The following is a 20,741-nucleotide window of genomic DNA, read 5'->3' on the forward strand; positions in this document are numbered from 1 at the left end:
CTTCATCCGCCACGGTGATATTCTCAACTTTCCAGATCAATACCAAAATACCGCATCAGCGCAGCACGCCGTTCGTCTTCGGAATGCAGCGTCGATTCATGGCGTTGGTGATCTTCGGTGATAATCAGTTTGTTCTCGCTGATAGTCACCCGACCATTTTCCGTTGGCCGCGAACACACCAGCCGCTGGGTAAAATGCGACTGCGGCGAGGTGCTGTGGTAGTGGCACATGCCGTCGAACTCACTCGGCTCACAGGCTTGCAGGGTAAAGCGGTACAGGGTTTTGGCGTGCGAGCGGTTATCGCCGTTTCTGCGTTCCAGATAATAGGTCTCGCCTTCCTGTTCTAAATGGAAGGTGCCGCTGGTCTGCGGTTGCTGCTCGGTGGTGGTGATCTTCAGCGGCGTCAGGAACGAATCGCCAAACCCCACGTCCACCAGATACGGCTGATCCAGCTCCACCATCAGCGCCATATGGTCGAAGGGCGCGCCGAAGCTGCCGTCGCGCGCGCGGATTTCGCCGGAAATAAACTGTACGTTAAAGCCGATGTCTTTCAACAGCACGGCAAACAGCCGGTTCAGCTCATAGCAAAAGCCGCCACGGTTGCGTTCGACAATTTTATTGAACAGCGCCGGTTCCTCCAGATGAATCCCCTGGCGATAAATAATGCTCAGGTTCTCAAAGGGCACGCTCAGCATATGGCAGCGGTGTAATTGTTGCAGCGTCAGGAGGTCGGGCTTGGGGATGCCTGCGAATCCAATATGTTGCAGGTAGCGTTGTCTGTCCACGGTGTGTCTCGCAGCAAAAAAATTGATTATAAAATAGTTGGATTTTTCACTGCTGTGGGCGCAATACGTGCTGCGTCAGAACGCTGGGGGTTGGTCTGCCGCCTGCAGCAGCAGATTCACCCAGCGGCGGGTAGTGGCGCTAACGAACGCACTGTCCGCCCAGCACAGGCGGTAATGATAGGCGGCGGGCAGTTGTCGGTCGTCGCCAAAGACCCGAACCAGCTTGCCGATGGCCAGGGCATCCTGCGCGACTGCCAGGCTGCCGAGTACGATGCCGTTACCTTCTATCGCTTCCTGCAGGGCATGGCCGACGCTGTTAAAGGTGAGAATACCGCGAGGTGTCGGGGTGCCTTCGCCAAAGGCGGCGAACCAGTCTTGCCAGCCGGCGACACCCATCTTCTGTCCATCCTTCCACGGCGAGTGGATCAACTGCGACAGCGCCAAATCGGTGACCGTAATGTGACGAGGGTGCGCGGCAAGAAAGGCCGGGCTGGCTAACGGCGCGAAGGCATCGGCGAGCAGTTCGCTGGAGTGCGGCGGCGGGTTGGCGGTGGGGCTGTAACGGATGGCGATGTCTGCTTCACCATTGGCCAGGTCACGCAGGCTTTCGTTGGCGTCCAGCACCAGTGAAACATCAGGATCGGCACGGCGCAGTGCCGGTAGTCGTGCCGCCAGCCAATGGCTGGCAATGCCCAACGTGCAGGTCAGCTTCAGCGTTTGCTGTTGCTCTGGCCGGACGCGATCGCTGGCTTTTTGCAGCAACGTCAGTGCGCGAGTCACGTCGATGGCCAGTTGTTTGCCGGTGTCGTTTAGCGCCACCGCGTTCCCCTTGCGGTGAAACAGCTCGACGCCCAGCTCATTTTCCAGGTGACGTATCTGGCGGCTGACCGCCCCCAGCGTGACGTTCAACTCCTCCGCTGCCTCGGTAAAACTGGCGCAGCGCGCCGCCACCTCGAAAGTGTGCAAGGCTTTCAGGGAGGGCAGGCGAGGTTGAGCGTTCAGCTTGAGTTTCATTCAACCATATTGCCAATCTATCGATGTTCCACAAGTGATTTTTTGCTTACTTTTAGGGCAAATATTCGACGGGAGTATCGTGTGGACATTGTGATGGGGCTGGCTGCCGCACTGTGCTGGGGCGGCACGGATTTTTTGGTCGGTATCAACGCCCGATCGGTGGGGGTGCGCAGGGCGGTATTTTTTTCGCAGGCGATTGGCTTTGTGATTTTTACTGCCTTATTACCGGCAACGGTGGTTCCTGTCTTTGCGACTTCCGGCGTGGTTTGGGGGCTGGCATTGCTGGCCGCTGCCCTGATCGTAGGCGGTTCATTGGTGCTGTCGCAGGCCTTCGCTATTGGCAAGGCGGCGATGGTGGCCCCTCTGGTCACCAGCTACGGTGCGGTTACCACGCTGTTGTCGTGGCTAAGTGGCGAACCTTTGGCGGGGCTTACCCTTACGGGGCTGGTTATTTGTTTGCTGGGGGTGATGCTGACCGCCGTCAGCCCTGCGCGGCAGCCGGAAAACTCTTCGTCGACCTTACCGGCGATAGCCTTCGCGCTGATCGCTGCGTGCTGTTATGGCACCGGTTTTTGGCTGCAGGGGAAATACACGCTGCCGGTGCTGGGGCCGAGTGTCAGCCTGTGGCTCGGCTATACGCTCGGGCTGACGGCCCTGCTGGCGCTGAGCACTAACCGGCGTGCGTTGGTGGCACGCCCAGGCTGGCGGCAGGGCGGGCTACTGCTGGCCGCCAGTTTGCTCAACCTGGGGGGCTTTAGCGCCTTTGCCGTAGGGGCCGGTGGCGGATCGGTGGCGGTGGTAACGGTGCTTAGCACCCTGTCTGGCGGTATTGCCGCGCTGCTGGGCGCTTTGCTGCTACGTGAGCGCCTTGCCGCCCTACAGTGGCTGGGCGTGTTAACGGTATTGGCCGGTGCCGTGGTGCTGCATTGGCATTAAGCTCCAGGCTCAGCCAATAAGTCCTTACTCCAGCGGGCCGGGGTGCATATTTTTCTGCATCCAGTTGCGTAATGACACGACGTCAGGGCGATCGGCAGTGTCTTCCAGCGTCACCAGATAATAATTCGCGCCGGGTAAAGATAGATCGAACGGTGCCACCAGCATTTTGCGTTTTATCAAATCTTCTGCCAGCAACTTACTGGCAATAACCACCCCTTGCCCTGCCACGGCGGCCTGCAGCGCATGGGTTTCATCGCTGAAATACAGGCCTCTTGAAATATTCAGGTTCTCCGGCCCGTAACCTTGCTGCCAGTGTTTCCAGTCAGGGTTTTCGGCAGGAACATGCCTGTTCTCGACGTGAAACAGCGTCGTGCGGTGCAGGTCGCTCAGGGTATTCAAGGCCAGTGCCGGGCTGGCAACCACGATAAACCGATCCTCATACAGCAAGGTACTGTGAAGGCCTATTTCAGCGGTTTCACGATAACGTATGGCTACGTCGACGGTACGCTGCGTTAAGTCGACGCTTTGCACGCTGGTATGCAGGTGTAAATCAATCTCGGGAAATTGCGCCTTAAAGCTTTCAAGGCGCAGCACCAGCCAATTGGTCAAAAAGTTCGAGGTGGTGGTGATGGTCAGCGCCGGAGGTTGTCTGGCCTGATCTATTTTTTTTACCGACTCTTCCAGGGCGGTAAAGGCAGATTGCGTGCCCGTATACAGCAAGTGTCCGGCCTCGGTCAGTTTCACCCCCTGCGCGTTGCGTTCGAACACGCGGCATTCCAGCATGGATTCAATCAAACGGATTTGATGGCTGACAGCGGTAGCGCTGACATTCAGTTGCCCGGCAGCCTGCTTGAAGCTAAGGCAATCGGCAACCGCATGGAAGGCGCGCAGTGCACCCAGCGGCGGTAAACGGGAAGATTTCATGATGAGTTATTTTCATCCATGGGTGAAAACTCTGACTTTGATTGCCTGATTATATATGCGATAGGCTCAACATACCTCCTTGTAAGGATGAAAAAAATTTTCTATCGCCGCTTTTATATAGTGAGGATCATTATGAGCACGTCTCCTTTATCCGTCCCTTTTGCCGCGTCTGCGCAACAGCAGGCGCAAACCAATGCCGGTATTCTTTTAGTCAGTGGGCTGGTAGCGCAAGTTGCACTGTTACTGAAACTCTATGCGCTGGAGAACCCGCTGCTGCTGATCGCTTTGCTGGCCTGCTTGAGTATTGCCTTTGTTTTGGCCGTATTTTTAATGCAGCTGAAAGTGTTCCAGAGCAAAAGTCGCCTGAGCCTGGTACGCCATGGGTTTGTCATCAGTGCCGTCGGCACCTTGCTGCTGATCCTGGTATTGCATGGTCTGCCAAACGACCTGCAGCTGTTTTCGGCAATGGCTATTTGCGGCTTGGGTCAGGGAATGGTTTACAGCGCCGCGATACGTCGAGGCACCCACAACGACGGCCATGGACTGCGCCGACGCGCACTGCTGATTGCAGGGAGTATCCTTGCGGTTGCGGCTGTCCTGCTGATCCAATCGAGTTTTAGCGGAATAACGGGTTTCCCCTACGCTTTTGCCATGTTGATTGACCTGTCGCTACTTGCGGCCCTGTACGTAAGGGTGGTCGAGCTGGAGAGCTAGCCGTTGATGTGACTAACCGGTCGCCGGATATAGGTCAAAGGATTGAGCGAGCGCAGGTGCATCTGCAATACGGTGCCACGGCGGAAGAAGTAGTTGAGGAGGGTCAGCGACAACAATTCGGTCAGCAGGGTGCTGTAGGCCGCGCCCATCATGCCGTATTGGCGGATCAGGCAGTACGACAGCGGAATATTGATGATAAATACCAGGAACATCTTCTTCGACAAGAAGCCGTAGCCGGAGAAAATCACAATGTATTTGTAGGCCAGGGTGCCCAGGGCGGAAAGCAGGGTGGCAACCGCCAACACCCCCATCGCCGGGTAAGCCGCTAAATACTGCTCGCCGTACAGCAGCACAATCACCGGTTTGCCGAGCAAAAAGATGCCGGCGACGATCGCGGCGGCAATCGCCAGCACCAGCCCATTGAGTTTGGCGGCGGTGCGCATGGCGTCATCACGTTGATAAGCGAATATTTTAGCGAAAAACGAGGTGATCACCGCATCGGTGACAAACATCCAGGCGGTGGCCAGCGTAATGGCAACGGAGTAAATTCCCAGCGCTTCGGCGGAGACGAACCACATCAGGAACAACTGTGCCAGCCGGGTGTAGATGGCGATGGAGACATTGGAAACCGCCAGGGGCAGGCCGCTGGCGAGCAGATAGCGCACGTATTTGCGGCGAACGCGCCCTGGTGCGACAAAGCGCGGATTACGGCGGTGATAGATATGGTGGCGGATCAGGTAGGGGATCAAATAAACCATCACGATCGGGATCGCCAGGTAATACAGGTGCAGGTCAAAATAAACGATCAGATAACGCACCAGCAGCGCACTGCCCAGCCCGCTGACGTTGGCCAGCGTATTGAAGCGCGACTCCAGACGGGCATCATGATAGATGGTGAAAACGTCCCTGAGTGAGAAGAAGCTGGCGACAAAGGTGGCGGCGCAAAAGTAGAAGGTAATGAAATCTTCCCGTAGCCCGGTGTAAATCAATATTGCCGCAGAGAACAGCACAAAGCAGCCCTGACGCAGCCGGTTGGTGGAAAACATCAATGCCGTTCCCGAGGCCGGGTTGCGGCTAATCCGCTTGAACAGCACGGTATCAGAGCCCAGCAGCGCCAGCGTTTGAGTAATGGCGAAAATCGCGGTGGCAAAGGTGATTTTGCCAAAGCTTTCCGGGCCGATATATCTCGCCATATAGGCGGTGATAAAAATAACGCCAAGGATAGACACCATTTTTTCGGATATCATCCAAAACGCATTTCTCACGATATTGATATCTATGAATTTTAATTTCATGGGGACTTTCCCTGTCGCATCTTATAATAGGAATCATCCGATTATTTCCTTACCCTCTGTAAGGAATGACCCACAGGGTTTTATAATTAAGATGCAATAATCGGAATGTCAGCAGCATTTATCCCTATGCTAGATTCATGGAAGAAAGAGAAGAATGAGAAAACTCGCAAAACGACTCTATCGGGCCGCGCCCGATTTTATCTATTATCAAGTCAGCCACTATCTTGCCCATGGCGCCTGGGTTAACTTCAAATCCCCCAAGACATTTTCAGAGAAAATTTATCGGCGCATGCGCTATCCATACCGTGATTTCAGTATGTTAGCGGATAAGGTGGCAGTCAGAGACTATATTTCACAGCGGGTATCGGAAAAGTACCTAACCCCCATCATTATGATCAGTGATAATTTTACCGAACAAGATTACCTTTCATTGCCTCAATCGTTTGTTATCAAAACCAATAATGCATCGCAACAGGTAAAGATAGTCAAAGATAAAAACGAAGTTACTTTCTCCGATATTGCGAAGATTCTTAATGAATGGTCTGAAATAACCTATTGGAAAAGGTTTCGCGAAAAACACTACGACAGTATCCCGCAGAAAATTATCGTCGAACAGCTATTGGATATAGAAACTGCAGGTGAGCTGATTGACTACAAGGTGCATGTTTTTAACGGCCGGCACGCTTATTTATTCGTAGAGCTGTTACGTGGCGGGCCTGAGCCGACCTCACTGGAGTTTTTGGACGAGCATGCGCATCACTGTTTCTTTACCCAGGCGGATATCCCGCAGGTCAATACACTGTATGAAAAACCGGCGTTCTGGGATGAAATGATCCGGGTGGCGAAAGCCGTTGCGGCAGATTTGGACTATTGCCGCGTAGACTTCTATCTCACCCGCGAGCAAATCTACATTGGTGAACTGACGCTGACCCCCGGTGCGGGCAACGAGGTTTACCTGCCGCGTGCGACCAACCTGTTGCTGGGCGAGATGATGTCCAAAGCCGGGTAGTGGCTGCTGCAGCCTTTAGCGGTCACTGTCTACTGGCGCAATGCTTTGCAACCATCTGAGAAACTCCGCCGCTTTGGGTTTGTCCAGCGTGCGTTGCGGATAAACCAGGTAGTAGGGCTTGCTGAGCGGCAGTGCCGGTTCTGCCAGCGGCACCAGCGTCCCCCTGGCCAGTTCGCGCTGGATCAGCCGCTGCTGGCCGAGCAAAATGCCGTGGCCCTCGACCGCGGCGTCAATCGCCAGTGAGGTCAGGTTATAGGTCAGGCCACGCCGCTGTGGCGGCGGCAACCCGGCGGCGCTGAACCAGTCATGCCAGCCTGGCAGGAACTGACTTTCCTTGCCCCAATCTACATGGATCAGCGGCCGTTGGGTCCAGTCGCCGCCGGCCTGCAATTGCGGGCTGCAAACCGGCTGCACGCAGTCCTGAAACAGCCGCACTTTTTCCAACAGCGGGTAGTCCTGATCGCCAAAACACAGGGCAAAGTCCGCCGCGGAAGCGGCGAAATCGACTTCGGCATGGGTGGCGTGCAGGCGGATATCCACCTGTGGATGCCGGGCCAGCCAATCGCCGATCGCCGGATTCAGCCATTTTGATGCCAATGCCGGCAAGGCGAATACCGTCAGCGTTTCCTTGCCCCGCTGGCGATCGACATGCTGTTGTGCCACGCGCAAGGTTTCGAAGGCCTGTTGCACGTAGGCCAGGTAGTCCGCTCCCTGCTCGGTCAGCGTCACGCCGCTTTTAGCGCGGATAAACAGCACAATACCCAGCTGCTGCTCAAGCTGGCGGATCTGTTGGCTGACGGCGGCGGCGGTCAATGCCAGCTGGTCTGCCGCTTTGGCCAGGCTGCCGGTGCGGGCGGCGGTTTCAAACGCCAGAATGGCGTTCAGTTTGGGCAGCCGGGGACGGGAAGTTGGGCTCATGGCGCTTATCGCTAAGAAATGGTTAGCTCATCCTTAACGTATTTTTGTTATTACGGCAATCCGGCATTCGCTACAGTGGGTTATCCGGCCGCTATGCCTAAGGAGTCTCTGATGCAGCCACTTGCTCATATCGTTGATTTAACCGCCAACCCGATTGGTGATCCGGCCTTTCGGGCGCAATGCAAAACTACGCTGGATACGGCGGGCGCGCTGGTGCTGCCGGGCTTTCTGACGGCGGCGGCGCTGGCGACTATCCGTCTGGAAGGGGCGGAGCACAGCCATGCGGCGTTTTATGCCGCCAGCAAGCATAACGTCTATCTCAGGCCGCAGGATGAAACGCTGCCGGCCGATCATGCACGCAACCGGCTGGTGGTCTCGTCCAAGGGCTGCATTACCGATGAGGAGATCCCACCGCAATCACCGCTGCGCACACTGTATGACGCGCAGCCGTTCCGCGATTTTCTCTGCGCGGTGCTGGAAGAACAGTGTCTGTATCCCTACGCCGATCGCCTGTCGTCGATCAATCTGCACTATGCCCATCGCGGGCAGGAACTGGGTTGGCATTTCGATAACTCGTCGTTCGCCATCACGCTGTTGATCCAGAAACCGCAGGCCGGTGGACGCTTTGAATATGTGGAAAACCTGCGCGATGCCGACCGCGGCGAGATGAATTACGCCGGGGTTTCTCAGGTGCTCGACGGTGAACGAGCGGTGAAGCCGTTGGCGATGGAAGAGGGGGATTTGGTGCTGTTCCGTGGCCGCAACGCCATGCATCGGGTCACGCCGACCGAAGGTGACATCACCCGCATGCTGGTGGTGCTGGCTTATAATGCACAACCGGATATCGCGCTGTCGGAAAGCGCCAGAATGACCTTTTACGGCCGGGTGTAAGGGGAATAAAACTGCCCCGGTTGGGGGAATGCCGATCAGTTAAGCAAAGTTCTGAATAAGAATGTACGACGTTGTTTAAGTGGGCGACCCCCTCTCCCGAGGGAGAGGGGCTTTCGCGTTGGTATGTATCCCCTCACCCTAACCCTCTCCCAAAGGAGAGGGAACCATATCACCTTAACTTACAAGCATTACCCCGGTTGGGGCAGTTTAAAAACTCAGTGATGGGCTTCTTCGTGCGCCTGCTGTTCCAGTTTCACTTCCTGCGCGCGCTTGCGCAGGCCAAACCAGCCCAGCACCAGCAGCACGACCAGCACAGGAATGGTTGCAATGGTCCAGGTGCCGTTCGGGTAGTCAAACGCCATCATGACCACCACCGCCAGCAGGAACGCCAACGTCAGCCAGGAGGTGACCGGTGCGCCAGGCATCTTGAAGGTAACCGGCTTGGCACGGCCTTCACGCACCGCCTTACGCAGACGCATCTGGCAGACGATGATAAATGCCCAGGAGCTGATAATGCCCAGCGAAGCGATGTTCAACACGATCTCAAACACCTGTGAAGGCACCAGATAGTTCAATACCACCCCGATCACGTAGATACCGCAGGTCACCAGGATCCCGGCATAAGGCACCTGCTGGCCGCTCATTTTGGCCATAAATTTCGGCGCCGAGCCACCCATCGACAGCGAACGCAGAATACGGCCGGTGGAGTACAGGCCCGAGTTCAGGCTGGAGAGCGCGGCAGTTAACACCACGATGTTCATGATGGTGCCGATATAGGGCACGCCCAGCTTGCTGAAGAAGGTGACGAACGGGCTTTGGCCCGCCTGGTAGGCGTTCCACGGCAGCAGTAACACCAGCAGCACCACCGAACCAACGTAGAACAGGCCGATGCGCCAAATAACGCTGTTGATAGCCTTCGGCAGCATTTTGGCCGGATCCTTGCACTCGCCGGCGGCGGTGCCGATCAGCTCAATCCCGGCAAAGGCGAATATCACCCCTTGTACCAGCACCAACGCAGGCAGCAGGCCATGCGGGAACATGCCGCCGTTTTCGGTAATCAGGTGCAGGCCGGTGGTGTTGCCTGCCACCGGGGTGCCGGTGCCGAGCAACACCACGCCGACCACCAGGAACAGCGCGATGGCGACCACTTTGATCAGGGCGAACCAGAACTCCATTTCGGCGAACCACTTCACGCCGATCATGTTCATGGTGGCGACCACCCCGAGGGCGCAGAGGGCAAACAACCACTGCGGCACATCGGCAAAAGTACCCCAATAGTGCATATACAGCGCTACCGCCGTGATGTCGACGATACCGGTCATCGCCCAGTTGAGGAAATACATCCAGCCGGCGACGTAAGAGGCTTTTTCACCGAGGAACTCGCGGGCGTAAGAAACAAAGCTGCCGCTGGTAGGGCGGTGTAAAACCAGTTCGCCCAATGCCCGCAGAATGAAGAAAGAGAAGATACCGCAGACCAGATACACCAGCGCCAGCGCCGGCCCCGCCAGTTCCAGCCGGCCGCCGGTGCCGAGGAACAGGCCGGTACCTATTGAACCGCCGATGGCGATCATTTGAATCTGCCGGTTGCCCATACTTTTGTGATAACCGGATTCGTGGGAGTCTAACCATCGTCTTCTGGCTGCATGTTGCTCATGCGCCGATTTTTTTTGTGATTGCATCGTTCGTCCTGTTTTACCCGTCTGTAAAATTATCCTGCCCCAGCTTCGGAGCAAACGATTGCTACTACCAACCGTGATGAGAATGAGGTCATGGCATCATTCTGTTGTTTATACCCGTCGTGTTTCGATCTTCAGCAATGAAATTCATAGCGTATATTATATGAACAGCTGCCGTTAAATAACGGCGAGGCATGCTACCTTTTCTCTGGAAATGTGGCAAAAAATCCTGCGTATAAATCGTGAACAAGTGTGTTTATTTTTTGTTCCATATACAAAAGAACATATTATTCAATAAGATGATTGATTTTATCAAGACGGAAATAACGAGTAATAAAAGGTGATGAAAATCACAGAATAATAATTACCGTGCAAACTACAGGGGATTTTGCTTATTTATTCGCGATGAGAAAAAAGGTGGGGGTAATAAACTTCACTTCGCCTGCGGCGATATTGCCACAGGCGAGGAACATCATGGGAAGGGGGCGATTTTAGGCTGATTCCCCGACCGGCAGGGCCGACGCAGGCAAACCGAATATTTTGTCGAACGCCCAGTTAAACACAAAGGTGTAGCACGGGATAATGACGATCAGCGCCATATCCAGCAGCAGCGCCTGCCACAGCGTAATTCCCATCCACCAGGCGATCAGCGGGATCAGGTACATCACCAGCGTCAGCTGAAAGCCTATGGCATGCAAAATACGGCGCTTGAGCGTACGGCCACGCGTTGCCTGGCGGCTTTCCCACAGCTCAAACAGTGAGTTATAGATGAAGTTCCAGCTGACTGCGATGGTGGTGATGATCACCGCCAGCGGCCCGGTACTGCTGGGGGCGGTGCCGGAAAGCAATGCCAGCCCGAGTGCGGAGATCGCCATACCGATAATTTCATAGGCGGTGACATACACCAGTTTGCGTTTAACGCCTTGCATTACTCATCTCCTGACTGATTTTTGGCTTGGTGGTCGGGTGACCTTTTGCCGTCTGACGAGTAAGATACCGTCAATCATATTGATAGAAAAAGTCAGGAGCTGTCAGTTTTGCTGACAGGTGATGCAATGAACTTTTCCAGCGATAACATTGAGCTGTTTCTGGCGGTACTGGATCGCGGGTCGTTTTCCGCTGCTGCCCGCTCGCTGCGGCGTGTCCCTTCGGCGGTCAGCATGGGGATCGCCAACATGGAGGCGGAACTGGGGTTTCAGTTGTTTGATCGCTCACACCGGGAACCGTTGCCCACCCCGCTGGCGTTGGCACTGGCGCCGCATGCGCGGCTGATCGCCGATCAGCTAAAACAACTACAGAACCACGCCATCGAATTATCCCAGGGGCTGGAAAGCACTCTGTCGGTCGGTGTCGCCTCGGACATCAACAGCAGCGGCCTGTTGGCTGCGGTCAAAACGCTGGCGGAACGCTACCCGTTGCTGAATATCGAAGTGCTGACCGCCCCGCAGGACGACGTGTTGCATATGCTGCATCAGGGCAGGATTGGCGTTGCTCTGGCGTTCGGCGGGCTCAATATCAACAGCCAGGAGCAGTTCCACTTTGTCGGCGCTGAATCACTGGTTGCTACGCTCTCACCTTCGCACCCGGCGCTGAACGGGGCGGCAGACGAGCTGTTTCTCGAAGATTTGGTTAACGTACGGCAGATTATGGTGGCCAGCCGCGATTTGCCGATTACCGATCTGCGGCCGCAGGTGGCTGAATCCTATTGGCGTACCGACAGCCTGCCGATGGCGCTGAGCATGGTGGAGGCCGGTTTGGGCTGGGGGAATTTCCCGCTGTCGTTGACCGCGCCCTTGTTGGCGCAGCAACGGCTGGTCAGGTTGAAATTCAAAAACACCAAAAACGAACTGCGCCTGCCGATGCACCTGATCTGGCAGAAAAACAGGCCGCTGGAGAAGGCCGCCCATGAACTGGTGGCGTTAATGCGGGACAGGCCGCAAACGGAATAATCCCCGCTATTGCATTGCTTTTATTTTCTTCGCTGAGCTACTTTGAGTGATGGGATCACTATGGGGGCAGCTAGCATGTTAAGCGAGACGGCATTATCGGTACTGAGCATTAGCGGGGCGATTACGCTGGGGGCAATGAGTCCAGGGCAAAGCTTTATTCTGGTTGCGCGTACCGCGGTGGCCTCTTCGCGTCGCGACGGTATGGCGGTTGCGTTGGGTATGGGCGTCGGCTGCTTTATCTTTGCGCTCATTGCCCTGTTGGGGCTGCAATCTTTGCTGCTGGCGCTGCCGTGGCTTTACACCACGTTAAAAGTGCTGGGAGGCGCTTATCTTGTCTATCTGGCTTGCAAAATGCTGCGCGGGGCCACTCAGCCGCTGAATGTGGAAGCGGTCGGTGAGCAGCATCTGGGCTTTCGCAAGGCGTTTACCACCGGCCTGTTGACTCAACTGGGCAACCCCAACACTGCCATTGTGTTCGGCAGCGTGTTTGCCGCGTTGCTCAGCCACAAAATATCACCGGTGATGTACCTTGTGTTGCCGCTGATCGCGCTGACTATCGATGTGCTGTGGTACGCCTTTGTGGCCTTTGTGCTGTCGTCACCGCGCCCGCGCCGCACCTATCTGCGGTTTAAAGCCTGGTTTGATCGGTTGGGCGGCGGAGTGCTGGCCTTGCTCGGCCTGAAATTGATGTTAAACCGATAATCCTAGTCGGCATGGCGGCGGCGCCACCAAAATCGCAGCAGCAAGATAACGGCGATCACCAGTGCGCAGAACAGCACGCTGGTCAGCCGTTTGTCGAAGCCCGAGATAAACCGGGCGATAGCTTCACCGCCGAAATAGCCCAGCAACACAAAGATTGTTGCCCACAGGATGGCGCCCAGAATATTCAACGGGACAAAGCGCGACGGCGGCAGTTTGCTGGCACCGATTAACACCGGGCCAATGATGCGAAAACCATACATAAACCGCACGCCAATCACGAACAGCATCGGGTGGCGGGCAATCAGCTTCCTGGCGCGTTCAATGCGCTTTTCCTGGCTCTTCATGCGTGAAATCACCTTTCCGCCGAAGCGCCGACCAAGGAAATACAGGATCTGATCCCCTAATGTGCCCCCCAATGCCACCACCGCAATCACCCAGGGCAGATGCAGTAACCCCTGGTGCGCGGCAATCCCCCCCAGCAGAGTGATGGTTTCGCCTTCGGCCAGGCAGCCGATAAACAGCGCCCAGTAGCCGTAATCCGTAATGTAGTGGGCCAAATCCGCCATCCCGATCCCCTATGTCTTTAATACATAAGGGTCAGTATACTCCCTGTCAGTCAGCCGCGCCCTGTCGGCGCGACGCAGCCGTAGAGGAGCAACAGATGTATCAGGATTTTGAGAGCGAACTGGACTGGGCGATGCGGCATATGCCACGCACCCGGGCGGCGGTAGCGGCATTACCGGATTTAAGCGGCGTACGGCTGGCGTGCAATATGCATCTGGATTTGAAAATGGCACCGCTGGTGGCTGGCCTGCTGGACAAGGGCGCGGCGATTTATCTGACCACCTGCAACCCAACTACGGTGCAGGATGACGTGGTGGCCTGGCTGGAGCGCCGCGGAGCACAGGCTCACGCCTGGCGTGACATGAGCGACGCCGACTGGTCGGCATCGTTCGACCGCGCATTGGCCTGGGGACCGACCCACCTGTGCGAAATGGGGGCGGATTTGACCACCCGTCTGCATCAGTCAGTCGATGGCCCGCAAATTATCGCCGGGCTGGAGGCCACCGGTTCCGGCATCAGTAGGTTGAACGGCATGGCGCCGCGCTATCCGATCTTCAACTGGGATGACCTGCCGGTAAAAGAAGGGCTGCATAACCGCCATATGGTCGGCCTGACCGCCTGGCACACTTTCTTCCAGACCACCCATTTAACGCTGCATGAAAAATGCGTGCTGGTGATCGGTTATGGTTTGGTTGGGCAGGGCGTCGCGGCGGCGGCGAAAACCTACGGCGGGCAGGTGATCGTGGCAGAAATCGATCCGGCGAGGGCGCTGCAGGCACGCTATGACGACTGGGCAGTGGTCAGTCTTGCCAACGCAGTAAGCCAGGCCGATGTGATTGCTACCGCCACCGGGGCAAAAAACGTGCTGTCGGCGCGGCATCTGCAGCAGGCGAAGGACGGGGTGTTCATTCTCAATGTGGGTCATGTGACGGCGGAAATTGACGTTGGCTTCCTGCAAAACCTGCCGCACAGCGAGCCTATGCCGTTTGTAAACGCCTACCAACTGGAAGATAAAACCCTGTATTTACTGGCCAACGGCTCGATGTTCAACCTGACGGCGGGCTACGGCGACAGCCTGAATGCCTTTGACGTGACGCTGGCAGTGATGGCGGCGGGCATTGGTCATATTGTCGGTGACGGTGCCCGGCAGCAGCCCGGTTTATATCTGTTGCCGCAGTCGGCCTGGCAGCCGGCGCTGTAACTTTTCTCTCGCGGGCGCTTATCCCAGAGCGCTCGCGGTTTGCGCAATTTTTTGTTCGACAGAATTTGTCACAAATCGGCTTGCATAATCCCAGTGCCAACTTCAGATCCCTCACATATAATTCGGCCAAATAAGACCTTCATCTTCTTCGTCACAGAGTAATGCATGTGAAAATACGTGTTTTGGTACTAACCCTGCTCGCTTTGCAGGCAGGAGCAGGCATCGCGCCGCGCGCGCTGGCCAGCGAAAATAACGCGGTCACCCGTGCCGCCGAGCCTGAACTGGCTTCCGGCAGTGCCATGGTGGTGGATATGCAGACCCACAAGGTGATGTATGCGCGTAACCCGGATGAAGTGGTGCCGATCGCTTCGATCACCAAGCTGATGACCGCGATGGTCACGCTGGACGCCCATCTGCCGCTGGATGAAATGTTGTCGGTGGACATACATCAGACGCCGGAGATGAAAGGGGTCTACTCGCGCGTTCGTCTGAACAGTGAAATCAGCCGTAAAGATATGCTGCTATTGGCATTGATGTCGTCGGAAAACCGTGCGGCCGCCAGTCTGGCGCATCATTATCCGGGCGGTTACGGCGCCTTTATCAAAGCGATGAATGCCAAAGCCAAATCGCTGGGGATGACCAACACGCGTTACGTGGAGCCGACCGGGCTGTCGATTCATAACGTTTCGACCGCACGCGACCTGACCAAGCTGTTGATTGCCACCAAGCAATATCCGCTGATTGGCCAGCTCAGCACCACTACCGAACGCATGGCGAGTTTTAAGGATCCGAACTACACGCTGCCGTTCCGCAACACCAACCATCTGGTATATAACCAGAAATGGAATATCCAGTTGACCAAGACCGGCTTTACCAACGAAGCGGGACACTGCCTGGCGATGCGTACCATGATCGGTAGCCGTTCGGTCTCGCTGGTGGTGCTGGACGCCTTTGGCAAGTACACCCATTTCGCCGATGCCAACCGCCTGCGCACCTGGATCGAAACCGGTAAGGTGACGCCGATCCCCGCGGCGGCCCGTGATTACCGCCGTCAGAAAGATGCCCGTTTGGCGAAGAACGAAACCGAATAAACCCGTTCTGCGGCCTGCGGAGTTTTTCTGCAGGCCGCGTCTCTCCCTAAAGCCGCCTTGTCCTTGCCGTCAGCAACATCTCCAATTACCTTGGGTAGAGCCGCGGTGCTAATCCATCCGCTATCATTAATGAATACTCTATCGTCGTGAGGACAGCATCCCATGAGCAAGGTTTCCACTTTTGTCATGTTCCAGGGTAATGCCCATGCCCAACAGGCTATTGATCTTTATAGTGAGTTGTTCGCCGGTTTCAAGGTTCAGCAGGTGCAACATTATGATGACAGTAATGATGGGCCACTGCGGATCAGGCAGGCGTTCATCGATTTTGATCGACAGAGTCTGGTATTTACCGATAGCCCAATCAGCCATGATTTCAGCTTCACCCCGGCAATATCCCTGTTTGTTAATCTGGCCAATGAAGCCGAACTTGACCGGGTTTTCACCCGTCTGGCAGAAGGCGGCAAGGTGCTGATGCCGATTGATGATTATGGCTTCAGCGCACGCTTCGGTTGGCTAAACGATCGATTCGGTTTGTCCTGGCAGCTTAATGTACCGGCAGGGGATGTGGTTTGATCAGGATAAAAGCCTCGGGGTTTATTATTAATTTAAAAATTAAATCAATATTAACCCGAGGCATATTGTTGGTGTTTATGGCATTGCGGAAATATTGTCGAACTTGAAGGCAAAGTTAGGGTTAAACAAGCCGCCATCCAAAGTGACGCTGGTTTCCCAGATACAGGCATTGGTTCCCGGGGCAAATTTTCCGGAAAAGGTCACTTTGTCACCTATTTTAAGTTTTTCGGCTGCAATGTTTTGCGGTAGCGTATTCTCCAGCTTACCTGATGATGTCGGTATTTTGGCCGATTGAACGGTTATGTGGTCGGCGAGTTTTATCCGTATGAAATCATCTTCATGGCCATTAATTTGGCTGCTTTCCACCTGACCGACCCACTGTTTAATGGGTTGGCCGTTCAGCGTTTGGCAGATTGAATTATCACGAGCTAATTTTGTATTAGCGCGATACACATTATTATGAGTTGTGTTCGCTTTGGTCGCTGCACTGTTCACGACATTAATGAATTGTTTTTCAACTCCGGGAATAACATTGTCCTGAGCAAAAACATGGCATGAAAATAACAATGTCGAGACAGTGATTAAAACTATTCTTTTTATCATCATACATCCTTGAATTCTGGTTCATTAGGGTGGTTTATCTATAGCCCACCTTTTTTGTTTTCGCCACGCGATCATTGCATTCTTCGGCTATTGAACAGGGTGAACGCGAAAGTGGCCAACAGCAGTGCCGTGCCGGCAATCATCGGGCAATGTTCAAGGTGAACCGGGTTGTATCCTTGGTTGAACGCCCAGCCATAGGTTTCGACGGCGGAACCAAATCCCATCGCCGCGGTGGCAATAACGCTCAACAAGCCAATGATCAGGGCCAGTGTTCGGATCGTTGTTTTACAGAACATAAGTCATCCTCTTTTGGGCTGAGTCAATTTTCCCCATCGAGTCTGGCGTGTTGTTCTGACTGCAGACGAGGGGGCAGGTAATTTGTCTGCCTCTATTGAAACAGCAACGAGGCCAGGCTTCACCGAGAATGAGGTCCGATTTTGGACTGTGGATCCTAATAAAATGCCTCTGCCTGACCATCAGAATGGATATTTGGGCACAGTTGCCGCTATGCTAAACAGGTGACAACCGATGAATATGAAAAGGATGAACCGCTTTGGCCGGAAGTAGCTTACTGACGTTAATCGACGATATCGCCTCACTGCTGGACGATGTCTCGCTGATGACCAAAATGGCGGCGAAAAAAACCGCCGGGGTACTGGGGGACGATCTGGCGCTGAATGCGCAACAGGTTTCCGGGGTAAAGGCCGATCGCGAGCTGCCGGTGGTGTGGAGCGTGGCCAAAGGGTCGTTTATCAACAAGGCGATCCTGGTGCCGCTGGCGTTACTGATCAGTGCATTCGCCCCTTGGGCAATTACGCCGCTGTTGATGGTGGGCGGTGCCTACCTGTGCTACGAAGGCTTTGAGAAGGTGTTTCATAGCCTGACTCACAGCAAGCAGGCCGGGGAGGATAACCCAGAAGCGCTGGACGCCAATGAAGACGTAGCGGCCTACGAACAACGCAAAGTGAAGGGAGCAATACGGACTGACTTTGTGCTGTCCGCCGAGATTATTGCCATTACGCTGGGCACCGTGGCGGGAGCGACCTTCAGCCAGCAGGTGATCGTGCTGTGCGGCATTGCGCTGGTGATGACGGTGGGGGTTTACGGCATTGTGGCCGGCATCGTCAAACTCGACGATCTGGGGCTGTATCTGAGCCGTAAAAGCAGCGCGTTAGCCCGTTCTGTCGGCAGCGGCATCGTCAGCGCCGCGCCTTACCTGATGAAGACCCTGTCGGTGGTCGGTACCATCGCCATGTTTATGGTCGGTGGCGGTATCCTGACCCACGGGCTGCCGCCGGTGCATCATCTGTTTGAGGACTGGGCGTCCTATGCCACCGTGGTGCCGACCTTCGGCCAGATCTTGCAGGGGGTTATTCCTGCTTTGCTCAACGTGGTGTTTGGCCTGATTGCCGGCGGCGTGGTGCTGCTGGTGGTTTCGGCTCTCGGTGCCATTCGTGGCCGTTTAAAAGCCTGATAATTTCACCGGGTGCATCTTCTGCACCCGGTTTATCCATTGTGCGGCAGCCCATCACTACCTTCGCCCAGGGTGCGTTGCATTATGTGGGTGTCGCGCCACTCGCCCAATTTAAAACCCACTGCCTTGAGCGTGCCTACGCTGCTAAACCCCAGTTTCTTATGCAAGGCCAGCGAACCCTGATTCTCTTTGGCATTGCCTACGGTAGCCAGCATTTGACGCCAAGGGCCAAGTTCGCAGCGGGCGATCAGGGCGGACAACAACGCTTTACCGATACCTTTCCCTTGCTGACCCTCGGCGATATAGACGGAGTTTTCCACAGTAAACCGGTAGGCCGGGCGCGGCCGATAAGGCGTGGCATAGCAATAGCCCACCACGAGATCGGCTTGCTTGGCGACCAGCCAGGGTAAACCCGCTTCCTGTACCTTGCTGAGACGCTGTTGCATTTCTTCCAACGTCGGTGGCGTTTCTTCAAACGACGCCGCGCCGTACAACACATGATGGGTGTAAATCTGTTGCACGGCGGCCATGTCGTCTGCCGTGGCATCGGTGAGCATTAACGAGGCGGAAAGGGTCATAACGGTTCCTGTTTACCTTGAAAATCAGAAGATAAGCACATTATGCGCCGCGCCCGCCGACAAGGTAAATTGGGCTTTCTTATGCTGAATATAAGAAAAACCTATGGTCTTGCCATCTGGGTTTGTCATGCACCGCGCATCAAATGCGCCACCGCCTGCTGCAGATAGCTTAACAGTGGCGGGGTCAGCCAGGTGCCCTCGGTCAGTGTGGGTTCCCGTTCCATCGCCTGGCGAATTTTCATTTGGGTTGCAGGATCGGTACCGGCATAGGACTGGAACAGCTCAAGCCATTGCGCCGCCAGCTGTTTCGCCTGCCCTGACTCCGGCGGTACGCCGTCATTCAGCGCCTGATGGAACCGGGCGATCAGCGCCGGCCATTCCTGCAAGCGGGTAAAATAGTGTTGGCGCACATGGGCGTATTCCTCCTCCGACAGGTATTTTTGATAAATTGATAACTTGGTTTCGGCAAAGGCCCGGGTCACGTAGTCGGTCATCGCCGGGGTGATGCCGGTTTGTTCACGCATGGAGGGTTCGTCGGCATGCATGGCGTTAAGCCGGGTGAGAAACGCCGGGTTGCCAGCGGTATCGCGTTCCAGCATCTGCATCCAGCGCCGGGCCAGAGTCTGCGCCTCCAATGCTTGCGGCGTGACGCCGCTGTCGATCAACTGGCGCATGCTGGCGACCAGATCGCCCCATTCCTGATTGCGCATGGGATCGGCCTGATAGAAAGGCAATTGCGCCAGTTCGTCTGCGGTAAAATATTTGTCGTACATGGTCATTAACTCCAATGTCGTCAGCCAGTCGTTCAGTTCCGGCTCATCTCCGGCGGTGAGTTGTGCATGCATCTGTTGTAAACGATCGCGCAGTGCGGCTGTCTGGGCCAGTTGCTGCTCCAGCATGGCAATTTGCTGCTCAATCACCGTCGTTAGCGTCATCCCCGAACGTGCCAGAATTGCCCCGACTTCCGCCAGCGGGATCCCCATTCGGCGCAGCGCCTGAATATGATGCAAGCGGCTAATATCAGCCCGATTATATAAGCGATACCCGGCATCGGAACGCGCAGAAGGAACCAGCAAACCAATGCTGTCGTAATAATGCAGCGTCCTGACGGTGATGCCGGAACGGCGGGCCAGTTCGCCAACTTTCAATAACATGTGGTGTACTCCTCCCTTGTGCGTGCAGGAATACTAAAGCCTGACGTGGCGTGAGGGTCAATAGAGGAGAGGATATTTTCGGGGGGAAGCTCTGAATGGCAAAAGCCCAGCGCTATGGCTGGGCTTTGCGGATCCCTTAAAGGGAAGGTATAGCATAGGGCCTTTTTCGGCTACGGCAGCAGTGTTGCCCGATTTGTTTGTTTTGTCAACACATTGGGTGTTATATCGGCAGCAGGGTTCGCGCATTAATTGATTTGATTACCGCTCGTTGTATCTCGGCAACCAGGTCACGGTGTAAACATTGAACGAGAAATCCGCGTTGTTTACGCGGCCTGCTCAGGCGTTGGCGGCTCACCTGTTGCACCAAATCGCCCTTGGCCCAACGCGTTTGTGGGTGAAAGAACCTCATATCTTCAATGACTGCATCGGCGATCTCAATATGCATACCCAGATTAAGTTTGTTTATATCTTTGGTGGTCGACAGAGGTACAACGATACAGGCGTTACCATTGATTTTGCCATTGAGTACGACGATAAGTCGATTCTTCACCATTTCTGGTGGAATGCGGCCATTATAAAAATGAGGCAGATGCGTAGGGATAATAGGTGCAGGATAATTCCCATAATTGCATTCGAGTATTTCCCCGACCTTAGGGGCAAAATTGATGGGCATGTAAACTCTCCTTGTTA

Annotated in this window: 23 protein-coding genes; 10 read left to right on the forward strand and 13 right to left on the reverse strand. The window is 55.2% G+C overall.

Going from position 1 to position 20,741, the window contains the following annotated elements:
• Nucleotides 1-23: 23 nt before the first annotated feature.
• Together M2406_RS00305 and M2406_RS00310 are read right to left on the reverse strand one after the other, a co-directional pair.
• A complete protein-coding gene (locus tag M2406_RS00305) occupies nt 24-785 on the reverse strand; it encodes an arylamine N-acetyltransferase (RefSeq protein ID WP_259187854.1) in 762 nt (253 codons plus the stop codon).
• A 75-nt stretch (nt 786-860) separates the two neighbouring features.
• Nucleotides 861-1,799 (reverse strand): LysR substrate-binding domain-containing protein, encoded by a 939-nt coding sequence (locus M2406_RS00310; RefSeq protein ID WP_259187855.1) that lies wholly within the window; start codon nt 1,797-1,799, stop codon nt 861-863.
• 81 nt (nt 1,800-1,880) lie between these two features.
• Here M2406_RS00310 and M2406_RS00315 point away from each other — a divergent pair, with 81 nt between their 5' ends.
• On the forward strand, nt 1,881-2,735 hold the full coding sequence (locus M2406_RS00315; protein ID WP_259187856.1) for a DMT family transporter: 855 nt from the start codon (nt 1,881-1,883) through the stop codon (nt 2,733-2,735).
• 24 nt (nt 2,736-2,759) lie between these two features.
• Here M2406_RS00315 and M2406_RS00320 read toward each other — a convergent pair whose 3' ends face one another.
• On the reverse strand, nt 2,760-3,659 hold the full coding sequence (locus tag M2406_RS00320) for a LysR substrate-binding domain-containing protein (protein ID WP_012005775.1): 900 nt from the start codon (nt 3,657-3,659) through the stop codon (nt 2,760-2,762).
• A 132-nt stretch (nt 3,660-3,791) separates the two neighbouring features.
• Here M2406_RS00320 and M2406_RS00325 point away from each other — a divergent pair, with 132 nt between their 5' ends.
• A complete protein-coding gene (locus M2406_RS00325) occupies nt 3,792-4,373 on the forward strand; it encodes a hypothetical protein (RefSeq protein WP_115183015.1) in 582 nt (193 codons plus the stop codon).
• Here M2406_RS00325 and M2406_RS00330 read toward each other — a convergent pair.
• Entirely contained in the window at nt 4,370-5,668 is a 1,299-nt protein-coding gene (locus tag M2406_RS00330; protein WP_115183014.1) for an oligosaccharide flippase family protein, read from the reverse strand. The genes M2406_RS00325 and M2406_RS00330 overlap by 4 nt on opposite strands.
• Before the next feature lie 154 nt (nt 5,669-5,822).
• On the opposite strand from M2406_RS00330, the gene M2406_RS00335 reads away from it, so the two are divergent.
• Nucleotides 5,823-6,677 (forward strand): ATP-grasp fold amidoligase family protein, encoded by an 855-nt coding sequence (locus M2406_RS00335; RefSeq protein WP_012005778.1) that lies wholly within the window; start codon nt 5,823-5,825, stop codon nt 6,675-6,677.
• 15 nt (nt 6,678-6,692) lie between these two features.
• On the opposite strand, the gene M2406_RS00340 is transcribed toward M2406_RS00335, so the two are convergent.
• A complete protein-coding gene (locus tag M2406_RS00340) occupies nt 6,693-7,595 on the reverse strand; it encodes a LysR substrate-binding domain-containing protein (RefSeq protein WP_259187858.1) in 903 nt (300 codons plus the stop codon).
• A 111-nt stretch (nt 7,596-7,706) separates the two neighbouring features.
• On the opposite strand from M2406_RS00340, the gene M2406_RS00345 reads away from it, so the two are divergent.
• A complete protein-coding gene (locus M2406_RS00345) occupies nt 7,707-8,486 on the forward strand; it encodes a 2OG-Fe(II) oxygenase (RefSeq protein ID WP_259187860.1) in 780 nt (259 codons plus the stop codon).
• 215 nt (nt 8,487-8,701) lie between these two features.
• On the opposite strand, the gene ansP is transcribed toward M2406_RS00345, so the two are convergent.
• Nucleotides 8,702-10,165, reverse strand: a complete 1,464-nt coding sequence (ansP, locus tag M2406_RS00350) for an L-asparagine permease (RefSeq protein ID WP_115183013.1) — start codon at nt 10,163-10,165, stop codon at nt 8,702-8,704.
• 488 nt (nt 10,166-10,653) lie between these two features.
• Nucleotides 10,654-11,091 carry a PACE efflux transporter gene (locus M2406_RS00355; protein WP_012005782.1) on the reverse strand — a complete coding sequence of 146 codons (438 nt, stop codon included), beginning with the start codon at nt 11,089-11,091 and terminating at the stop codon, nt 10,654-10,656.
• Nucleotides 11,092-11,217: 126 nt separating this feature from the next.
• Between M2406_RS00355 and M2406_RS00360 the strand changes: the two genes are divergently transcribed.
• On the forward strand, nt 11,218-12,111 hold the full coding sequence (locus tag M2406_RS00360; RefSeq protein ID WP_259187861.1) for a LysR family transcriptional regulator: 894 nt from the start codon (nt 11,218-11,220) through the stop codon (nt 12,109-12,111).
• 75 nt (nt 12,112-12,186) lie between these two features.
• A complete protein-coding gene (locus M2406_RS00365) occupies nt 12,187-12,813 on the forward strand; it encodes a LysE family translocator (RefSeq protein ID WP_259187862.1) in 627 nt (208 codons plus the stop codon).
• A gap of 2 nt (nt 12,814-12,815) precedes the next feature.
• Here M2406_RS00365 and M2406_RS00370 read toward each other — a convergent pair whose 3' ends face one another.
• Entirely contained in the window at nt 12,816-13,379 is a 564-nt protein-coding gene (locus M2406_RS00370; protein WP_012005784.1) for a DedA family protein, read from the reverse strand.
• Nucleotides 13,380-13,474: 95 nt separating this feature from the next.
• Between M2406_RS00370 and M2406_RS00375 the strand changes: the two genes are divergently transcribed.
• The 3 genes from M2406_RS00375 to M2406_RS00385 all read left to right on the forward strand — a co-directional run bounded on the left by M2406_RS00375 (nt 13,475) and on the right by M2406_RS00385 (nt 16,242).
• Nucleotides 13,475-14,578, forward strand: a complete 1,104-nt coding sequence (locus M2406_RS00375) for an adenosylhomocysteinase (protein ID WP_259187864.1) — start codon at nt 13,475-13,477, stop codon at nt 14,576-14,578.
• Between the two features lie 161 nt (nt 14,579-14,739).
• Complete coding sequence (pbpG, locus tag M2406_RS00380) at nt 14,740-15,669, forward strand: D-alanyl-D-alanine endopeptidase (RefSeq protein ID WP_012005786.1); 930 nt, start codon at nt 14,740-14,742, stop codon at nt 15,667-15,669.
• Between the two features lie 162 nt (nt 15,670-15,831).
• Complete coding sequence (locus tag M2406_RS00385; protein ID WP_012005787.1) at nt 15,832-16,242, forward strand: VOC family protein; 411 nt, start codon at nt 15,832-15,834, stop codon at nt 16,240-16,242.
• Between the two features lie 75 nt (nt 16,243-16,317).
• Here M2406_RS00385 and M2406_RS00390 read toward each other — a convergent pair whose 3' ends face one another.
• Both M2406_RS00390 and M2406_RS00395 read right to left on the reverse strand, forming a co-directional pair.
• The gene (locus M2406_RS00390; RefSeq protein WP_223272863.1) at nt 16,318-16,848 is read right to left on the reverse strand and encodes a sugar kinase; all 531 of its coding nucleotides are present in this window, start codon (nt 16,846-16,848) and stop codon (nt 16,318-16,320) included.
• A 68-nt stretch (nt 16,849-16,916) separates the two neighbouring features.
• Entirely contained in the window at nt 16,917-17,141 is a 225-nt protein-coding gene (locus M2406_RS00395; protein WP_017892022.1) for a hypothetical protein, read from the reverse strand.
• A 257-nt stretch (nt 17,142-17,398) separates the two neighbouring features.
• Here M2406_RS00395 and M2406_RS00400 point away from each other — a divergent pair, with 257 nt between their 5' ends.
• Nucleotides 17,399-18,319, forward strand: a complete 921-nt coding sequence (locus M2406_RS00400) for a DUF808 domain-containing protein (RefSeq protein ID WP_259187869.1) — start codon at nt 17,399-17,401, stop codon at nt 18,317-18,319.
• A gap of 32 nt (nt 18,320-18,351) precedes the next feature.
• Here the strand turns inward: M2406_RS00400 and M2406_RS00405 are convergent, their stop codons facing one another.
• The 3 genes from M2406_RS00405 to M2406_RS00415 form a co-directional block, all read right to left on the reverse strand.
• Nucleotides 18,352-18,897 (reverse strand): GNAT family N-acetyltransferase, encoded by a 546-nt coding sequence (locus tag M2406_RS00405; protein ID WP_259187871.1) that lies wholly within the window; start codon nt 18,895-18,897, stop codon nt 18,352-18,354.
• 125 nt (nt 18,898-19,022) lie between these two features.
• Nucleotides 19,023-20,051 (reverse strand): MerR family transcriptional regulator, encoded by a 1,029-nt coding sequence (locus M2406_RS00410; protein WP_259187872.1) that lies wholly within the window; start codon nt 20,049-20,051, stop codon nt 19,023-19,025.
• Nucleotides 20,052-20,271: 220 nt separating this feature from the next.
• Entirely contained in the window at nt 20,272-20,724 is a 453-nt protein-coding gene (locus M2406_RS00415; protein ID WP_218215697.1) for a type II toxin-antitoxin system PemK/MazF family toxin, read from the reverse strand.
• Between the last annotated feature and the right edge of the window lie 17 nt (nt 20,725-20,741).

This window comes from Serratia sp. BIGb0163, from assembly GCF_024809935.1.
GTDB lineage: Bacteria > Pseudomonadota > Gammaproteobacteria > Enterobacterales > Enterobacteriaceae > Serratia > Serratia quinivorans.